Below are 7985 nucleotides of genomic sequence, written 5' to 3'. Positions count from 1 at the left end.
ACTGAGAATGAGCTGCGTTTAGGAATGAAAATCTGTCCATTATTACAGTTTATCTATTTATTAAAATTTATTTGTAGAATTAATCTTCAAATTTAATAAAAAAAACCGACTTAGAACAGTCTGAAACCGTTAAAAAAACTTAAGAAAAAATAAATTAAAAAAAAATTACTTATATACTGATAATGAGAGCTTAACATTCACATCTTGTCCATCCATCGGACGTTCAATAAAGGTCTGGCGGATATCTCCGAAGCGCATCTCGTCTTTTTTGGCTTTCTGAATGAGTTGCTGAATTGCCCGAATTCGCCCCTCGTAGTTTCCTTTGTAATAAATTACATAATTTTGAGACGGATTTACGGTCCTAAAATTGAAGTTATTGTCAGACACTCCGATTTTCTTAGAAAGTGGAATTCCGAGAAAATAAGAAACCTCTTTGTCTTTGAAGTTATCTGCGTCAGTAATCAGGATCGGATATCCGAATTCGTCATCTCTTTTTCCAAGGTCCATCGTTACGAAATTATAAACTTTATTATAGTTCATCACGATATTTTTGTAAAGCGCATCTTTCTTGTTTGAAGTACTCACATTGATGCCCAGCAACAATTTGTTTTCTTCGTTTTCCACCATCAAACTGTCGTATTTTATTGCTGCCATCTGGTTGTCTTTTTCCACTTTATTCCCTAAAGAGTTTTTAAGATTCACCATACTTTTGTTGATATTTTCAGCAAAACGGTCCTCCGTCCAGAAGTTTTCCACTCTTTTCCAGACAGGAAGTTTCGGGGTATGTACGTACCAGATGATTTTTGTTTTTTCCGCAGAAACAGGCTTAAATTTAACGTCCACCAGCGTCGGATTTTCGTTTTCATCCTCAAAAAGCTGATATTTCAGGGTTTTATTAAGGTTCTCATATCTGATGAACATTTCTCCGTCAGTATCATTTTTACGGTCTACATAGCTGATGGCACTTCCCTGTCCTTCATATGGCATATAATAATCAATATCTATAGAGGGTGAGCTGGTAAAAAAATTATTCCATCTTGTAAAATTCTGAAGGTTGTTAAACTGGGCAAAAACCTTATCCACAGGATAATCAATCTCTTTTTCAATCGTGAAGTTTTTACTTTCGTCCACAAAATAATACATGGAAGCAGCATAAGCTCCTCCCAAAAGGATAATAATTACCGTTAAGATTTTAAAAATACGCATCGCACAAAAATAATACAAATAAAAAGAGTGAACAATATGCTGATCACTCCAATGATATGTTTAACAATAATTAACTGGTTAATGGCTGGAAGCGGGATGAGGGAAGCTGGAAGTTACTAGTCGACAAGTAATTACTAATTCTTTTTTAATTAAAAATATCAAGTCTTATTCAATAAACCTGAATTTATATAAAGAGGTTACTTTTCTATTTCTGGCCTTAATAACTTCCTGCATCCATCTTCCAGCATCCAACTTCCTTACTTTTACCCGATGTGTGTTCCCGGAGCAATGACAGCGCCTTTCTTCACAACCACAATCCCATCCTGAACAGAATAGGTTCCATAATCTCCATCCGGAATGTGTTTTCCGCCGATGATTTTCACATTGTCGCCAATATAACAGTTTTTATCAAGGATTGCTTTTTCTATATAGCAGTATTTTCCGATTCCCATATTCGGACGTCCTCCTCTGTCATTGATGACAATTTCTGTCGTATTCTGGTAGAAATCAGCTCCCATAACATAGGAATTCACGATGGTACTTCCTTTATCAATTCTGGTTCTGTTTCCAATCACGGAATTTTCAATTTTGTCTGCCATAATGATACATCCATCTCCAAAAACAGCTTTACTTACATATGAACCGTTGATTTTTGACGGTGGAAGCATTCTCGCTCTGGTATAGATTGGTGATGAAGAGAAAAGGTTAAACTGCGGCAGGTCCAGGCAAAGGTCAAGATTGGCTTCGTAGAAAGATTCTATGGTTCCGATATCTGTCCAGTAGCCTTCATACTGATAGCTTAATGTTTTATATTTCCCGATGGAACTTGGAATGATATCTTTTCCGAAATCATCGCCCGCTCCTTCTTCAAACATCTTTTTAAGGATATTCTTGGTGAAGATATAAATTCCCATGGAAGCAAGGAACTCTTTTCCTGCATGTTTATTCTCATCCGAAACTTCAGATTTCATGCCTTCCAGCATATCATAACCTGGCTTTTCATAGAAAGAGGTAATATTTCCTTCGTCATCGGATTTTAAGATACCAAAACCTGTAGCATCTTTTGCGTTAACGGGAATAGTAGCAATGGTAAGATCTCCTCCGTTTTCAATATGAAAATCCAGCATTTCCCTGAAATCCATCTGGTAGAGCTGATCTCCTGAAAGAATAAGGATATAGTTATAATCATATTTTTCAAGGTGCTTCATAGACTGGCGTACAGCATCAGCAGTTCCCTGATACCAGCTGTCATTTTCCACATTCTGCTCGGCTGCAAGAATATCGACAAAGCCTTTGCTGAAAATATCAAAGTGATAAGAATTCTTGATATGTGAATTGAGGGAAGCAGAATTAAACTGCGTTAACACCAGAATTTTATTCAGTCCTGAGTTCAGACAGTTTGAGATAGGAATATCCACCAGTCTGTATTTTCCTGCAATAGGAACAGCCGGTTTTGATCTGGTATACGTTAACGGGAATAATCTTGTTCCTCTGCCTCCTCCTAAAACAATAGAGATTACATTTCGATTCATAAATATCTTGCGTTTTATTTTATTAAGTTTACTGTTCTGTTCTTAGTGTTTACTGCTACTTTAAAGCATTCTTTGTTTTCATATTGGAGTTCGTTTTTATAAACAGTCACCCGAAAATCATCTTTATCATTCAGTACTGAAATCTCTTTATCCAGGTTATAGATTTCAATATTATATTTTTTAAGCTCATTCCTGAAGGAAGGATTTGTAATAAGCACATCCATTACATCAGCGCTCTTCATTACAAAGTCATCGACATCTTTACGATACTTTTCTTTCCAGCCTTTCCCATATTTTCTTTCTATTGCAGCATAAGTCCTTTTATTAAGAGCATCTATCCTTTTCATTTCGTCACGTTCTACCAGACAACCAGCGACAGAGTAATGCTTTATTTTCCATTTTTCGGAAATGCCAGCCATTGCTTCATACTTTTCCATTGCCGGAAGACCGTAGCCATAGATCCAATAATAACCTCCATGATAGCTTCCCCTGTCTTCTTTACAGGAAAACAGCATAAGCATTACCAGGGAAAGAAAGCTGAAAATCTTCACGATATCAGCTATTATATAAAGCTATGTATTTTTCTGCAGATTTCTCCCATGCAAAATCAAAATTCATGTTGGCATGGATAAGATCTTCCATAACCCCTTTTTGATTATAAATCGCCATTGCCCTGTTCATGGCATGTACAACATCATCTACCCCCGGATAAGTAAAGTTCAGTCCTGCACCTCCTGTTGAAATATCTTCCACCGTATCTCTAAGCCCTCCTGTATATCTTACCACAGGAACAGTCCCGTATCTCATAGAATACATCTGATTCAGTCCGCATGGTTCTACCCTTGAAGGCATCAGAAGAAAATCTGCCGATGCATAGATCTTATGGGAAAGATGTTCTTTATATCCGAGATCCAATGCAAAATTGGTGTACGTATAATCATATTCTTTCAGCTTATTCTCAATATAGGTATTCCCTGAACCGAGAATCATGATATTCAAAGCGCCATAACTCTGCTTGATACTTCGCCATACAACATCCGGCAGCAGATCTGCTCCTTTCTCCGTAGCGAATCTTCCGATAAAGGCAAATAAAGGAAGTTCGGGTTTCAATCCATATTCTTTACAGAGGTTTTCTTTATTTTTTTTCTTTTGAGCTACTGCATTTGTAATGTTAAAATTAAAATCCAGCATCGGATCGGTTTCCGGGTTCCAGACTTCTGTGTCAATTCCATTGATGATTCCATATGCCTTTCCGAATTCCTGACGCACCAGGCTTTCGAGTCCGCGGAAGCTTATGAAAAGTTCCTCCAGATATCCTTCCGAAACGGTGGTAAAAGCATGGGCACATTTGATCATACTGGCCAGAGGATTCATCAGTCCGTTCCAATCCATCAGTCCCCATTGGTATGCATCGAAAGAAGGCATATACTGTGCCATTGTCCAGCTCATCATGCCCTGGTATTCGCCATTATGAATCGTTCCTATTGTTTTTGCTCCTTTTAAGAATTCAAATTCATAACAGTTTTGTATCATAAAAGGAACCAGACCGGTATGATAATCATGGCAATGCAGTACATCAGGACGGATTTTCATCGCAGACAGCCAATGTAATACGCCATGCTGGAAAGCCAGAAACTGAAAACTTTCATCCTGGTAGCCATAAGGGTTGTCCCTGTCCAGTAATCCGGGAATTCTTACCATATACAGCTCAAATCCCAGAACATTTGTCTTTTCTTTCAATACCTGAACCTGCAGCATATTAGCTCCCTGATGAATAAACCCGTCAAAAACCAGATCAAATTCATGATCATATACGAAGGATTTGTTGTACCAGGGCATTACCACCTTCGCTTCTACTCCTTCTATTTTATTCTGATATTTTGGAAGTGCTCCAACCACATCTGCCAGGCCACCAACTTTTGCGACAGGATAGCATTCTGTACTTAAATGATAAACAACCATTCTTTATCTCTTATGTTTAATTCTGTGTAATTTATATTTTTTATCTTTCTTCTGACGTAAAACAATTCCTGCCAATGGTGGCAGCTTCACGGTCATTGTTTTTGTATATCCTCTCCATTCTTCATACTTCTCATCCAGTATTTCAGGTTCTACCCCGCTGCCGCTGTATTTTTCATCATCCGAATTCAAAATCACTTCCCAGTGGGTGCCTGCAGGAATCCCGATTTTATAATCCAGTACTTTCGGAGCCAGATTTAAAACCACCATCATAATATCGTCTCTTTTTTTTCCTTTCCTCAGATAAATGTATACTGAATTTTCAAGATCATCCGCTTCCACCCACTCAAATCCGTTTCTGTCAAACTGATTTTCATAAAAGGCAGTTTCCGATCTGTAAAGGTGATTCATATCTTTAACAAGTTCCTGCATTCCTTTGTGAACAGGATATTTCAGCAAATGCCAGTCGAGGCTTCTGGTAAAATTCCATTCACTGGTCTGCCCGAATTCGTCCCCCATAAAAAGCAGCTTGGCTCCGGGATGGGTATACATATATACATATAAGGTACGCAGGTTGGCAAATTTCTGCCATTCGTCACCTTTCATTTTATAGATAAGACTTGCTTTGCCGTGTACCACTTCATCATGTGACAAAGGCATCATATAATTTTCATTATACATATACATGGAAGCAAATGTCAGCTTATGGTGATGGAATTTTCTGTTCTCAAAGTCTTCTTTAAAATAATCCAGCGTATCATGCATCCAGCCCATCATCCATTTCATACCAAAACCCACGCCACCGTCATGAACAGGCTTGGTAAGCATAGGAAAATCTGAACTTTCTTCAGCAATAGTTATGATATTATCTCCGAACTCCTTATAAACAGCGGTATTGAATTCCTGCAGAAAAGCTTTGGCTTCAAGGTTCACATTCGTTCCATATATATTAGGCTCCCATTCTCCTTCATTCCTTGAATAATCCAGATGGAGCATTGAAGTCACCGCATCTACGCGTAATCCGTCAGCATGGTAACGATCCAGCCAGAACATGGCGTTTGAAATCAGAAAAGATTTAACCTCATTTCTCCCATAGTTGAAAATATGTGATTTCCAATCGGGATGAAAGCCTTTTCTCGGATCTTCATGCTCATACAGGTAGGTACCATCAAAACGGTGAAGACCATTAGCATCTCCCGGAAAATGAGACGGAACCCAATCCAGAATAACTCCTATTTCATTGTTGTGAAGCTCATCAATCAGAAACATCAGATCCTGCGGCGAGCCAAAACGTGAAGTAGCGGCATAAAAACCGGTAATCTGATATCCCCAGCTGGGCTCGTAAGGATATTCCATCACAGGCATGAATTCCACGTGGGTAAACCCCATTTCCCTGATATAGGGCACCAGCTTTTTGGCAATATCCCGGTAATTCAGAAAGCGGTCAGGATAATCCCCGTCTCTTACCCACGAACCCAGATGCAGTTCATATACAGATAAAGGAGCTTCCAGTCTGTTTCTTTCCCAACGTTGGTCCATCCATGCCTGATCATTCCATTCATACCATGTAGTAGAAACCAGAGAAGCCGCCTGAATATTCTGTTCCCAGCTCAATGCATAAGGATCACTTTTTTCCAGAATTTCTCCGCCCTGTGTTTCAATAGCATATTTATATAAGGTACCCCAGGTTAATCCTTCAATAAACCCTTCCCAGATCCCGGATCCGTCCCATCTTGGAAACAGGATATGATCTTTATGATTCCAGTTGTTGAAATTTCCGATCACGGAAACTTTCTTTGCATTAGGTGCCCATACGGAAAAATATACTCCTTTTACGCCATCCTTTTCTGCCGAATGTGCACCAAATTTACCATACAGCTTATAATGCCTACCTTCTTTAAAAAGATACACATCATGATCGGTGAAAAGCGTGTAGGTTTTAACAGAATTCATCAAGATCAGTTTGTATTTATATTTTCCCTGAAACTACGAAAAATACCGGCAACAGTGATTAATTATTCATCAAATATTTATCAACTGAATTTTGGTTTTCGTCTATCTATCAAATATATCATTTTTTACCTCACATTTTTTATGATTCCAAAACAATCTTTTTATAAATTTAACATCAACATTTATTAAACACATACGATGAGGTTTGAACTTTATACAGAAGAAAAAGACGACAGGCCGGTTTTTATCACCGGAAATTTCAACAGCTGGAACCCTAAAGATTACAATTTTCAGCTTAAGCAACTTGACCCCGCCAGCTATTTTATAGAAATTGAAGATCAGAATCTTCCCGAAGATATTGAATACAAATTCACAAAAGGCGGCTGGGAGAATGTGGAACTGGATCAGTACGGAAAAATCACTCCCAACCGGAAAGCGAAAAAAAGCTCCGGAAAAACTTCTGATACTGTAGAAAAATGGAGATTAAACTGGGGACCGTTCAAAGAAGAGTATTTTCCTACTGCAGAAGTTATTTCGGAAAATTTTTATATTCCACAGCTTGACCGTTACCGCAAAGTCTGGGCACTTCTTCCTTATGACTATCATACTACAGATAAACGATATCCTGTTTTATATCTTCAGGATGCACAGAATCTGTTCAACGAAGGGAGCGGCTATGGCAACTGGGAAATTGATAAAAAACTATCCATCCTTGCGGAATACGGACGGGGCGACCTTATTATTATAGCCATAGAACACGGCAGCGAAGAAAGAATTAAAGAATATATTTTTGATAATGATCATGTGGCCAATGGTTCTGAAGGTAAAAAATACATCCGCTTTATTGCAGATACTTTAAAACCTTATGTGGACGAAAATTACAGAACCAAAAAAGACCGCGACAATACCGGAATCGGAGGCAGTTCATTGGGAGCATTGATCAGCATATACAGTGGATTTCTTTATCCTGAGGTGTATTCTAAGCTATTGATATTCTCTCCTTCCCTTTGGGTAGAACCGAATAATAATTTTCCAATGATGAATTTCAGAGTTCCTTTTAAAACAAAAATTTATCTTTACGGCGGTGGTCAGGAAGGATCCAAAATGGTCAAGAGAATTCATATTTTTGAAGAATATCTGAAAAGATGGGAAGAAAAAAAGCTTTTCGATTTTGAATTTAAAACCAATATTAACCCTGAAGGCACCCACAATGAATTTTACTGGTCACAGGAATTTCCAAGAGCTATTGAATGGCTGTTCTATGACAATACGGAAAACCCTGTGGAAGTAAAACCACAGCAACAAAGCATTAAAAACTAAACATATAACTGCCGT

The 7985-nt window shown here is 38.2% G+C and carries 6 protein-coding genes; 1 reads left to right on the top strand and 5 read right to left on the bottom strand.

All coding sequences use genetic code 11. The features are described 5' to 3' along the window. Positions 1-165: 165 nt before the first annotated feature. The 5 genes from ACE3RB_RS10305 to glgB all read right to left on the bottom strand — a co-directional run bounded on the left by ACE3RB_RS10305 (position 166) and on the right by glgB (position 6650). The gene (locus ACE3RB_RS10305; RefSeq protein WP_374464144.1) at positions 166-1206 is read right to left on the bottom strand and encodes an SRPBCC domain-containing protein; all 1041 of its coding nucleotides are present in this window, start codon (positions 1204-1206) and stop codon (positions 166-168) included. 263 nt (positions 1207-1469) lie between these two features. Continuing rightward, the gene (locus ACE3RB_RS10300; protein WP_374464143.1) at positions 1470-2738 is read right to left on the bottom strand and encodes a glucose-1-phosphate adenylyltransferase; all 1269 of its coding nucleotides are present in this window, start codon (positions 2736-2738) and stop codon (positions 1470-1472) included. 14 nt (positions 2739-2752) lie between these two features. Beyond that, positions 2753-3289 carry a hypothetical protein gene (locus ACE3RB_RS10295; RefSeq protein ID WP_374464142.1) on the bottom strand — a complete coding sequence of 179 codons (537 nt, stop codon included), beginning with the start codon at positions 3287-3289 and terminating at the stop codon, positions 2753-2755. Positions 3290-3293: 4 nt separating this feature from the next. Continuing rightward, positions 3294-4700 (bottom strand): glycogen synthase, encoded by a 1407-nt coding sequence (locus ACE3RB_RS10290; RefSeq protein ID WP_374464141.1) that lies wholly within the window; start codon positions 4698-4700, stop codon positions 3294-3296. A gap of 3 nt (positions 4701-4703) precedes the next feature. Further along, positions 4704-6650 (bottom strand): 1,4-alpha-glucan branching protein GlgB, encoded by a 1947-nt coding sequence (gene glgB / locus ACE3RB_RS10285; RefSeq protein ID WP_374464140.1) that lies wholly within the window; start codon positions 6648-6650, stop codon positions 4704-4706. Between the two features lie 198 nt (positions 6651-6848). Here glgB and ACE3RB_RS10280 point away from each other — a divergent pair, with 198 nt between their 5' ends. Next, positions 6849-7970, top strand: a complete 1122-nt coding sequence (locus ACE3RB_RS10280) for an alpha/beta hydrolase-fold protein (RefSeq protein WP_374464139.1) — start codon at positions 6849-6851, stop codon at positions 7968-7970. Positions 7971-7985 lie beyond the last annotated feature (15 nt).

The organism is Chryseobacterium sp., assembly GCF_041914225.1.
Classification (GTDB): Bacteria; Bacteroidota; Bacteroidia; order Flavobacteriales; family Weeksellaceae; genus Chryseobacterium.
Note: the sequence above shows the minus strand (reverse complement) of the source record. Positions and strands in the feature narration are given on the sequence as shown.

Bases quoted from the DNA above. Each gene is read 5' to 3' on its own strand.
- ACE3RB_RS10305 (WP_374464144.1), bottom strand. From the start codon at position 1,206: ATGCGTATTTTTAAAATCTTAACGGTAATTATTATCCTTTTGGGAGGA.
- ACE3RB_RS10300 (WP_374464143.1), bottom strand. From the start codon at position 2,738: ATGAATCGAAATGTAATCTCTATTGTTTTAGGAGGAGGCAGAGGAACA.
- ACE3RB_RS10290 (WP_374464141.1), bottom strand. From the start codon at position 4,700: ATGGTTGTTTATCATTTAAGTACAGAATGCTATCCTGTCGCAAAAGTT.
- glgB (WP_374464140.1), bottom strand. From the start codon at position 6,650: ATGAATTCTGTTAAAACCTACACGCTTTTCACCGATCATGATGTGTAT.
- ACE3RB_RS10280 (WP_374464139.1), top strand. From the start codon at position 6,849: ATGAGGTTTGAACTTTATACAGAAGAAAAAGACGACAGGCCGGTTTTT.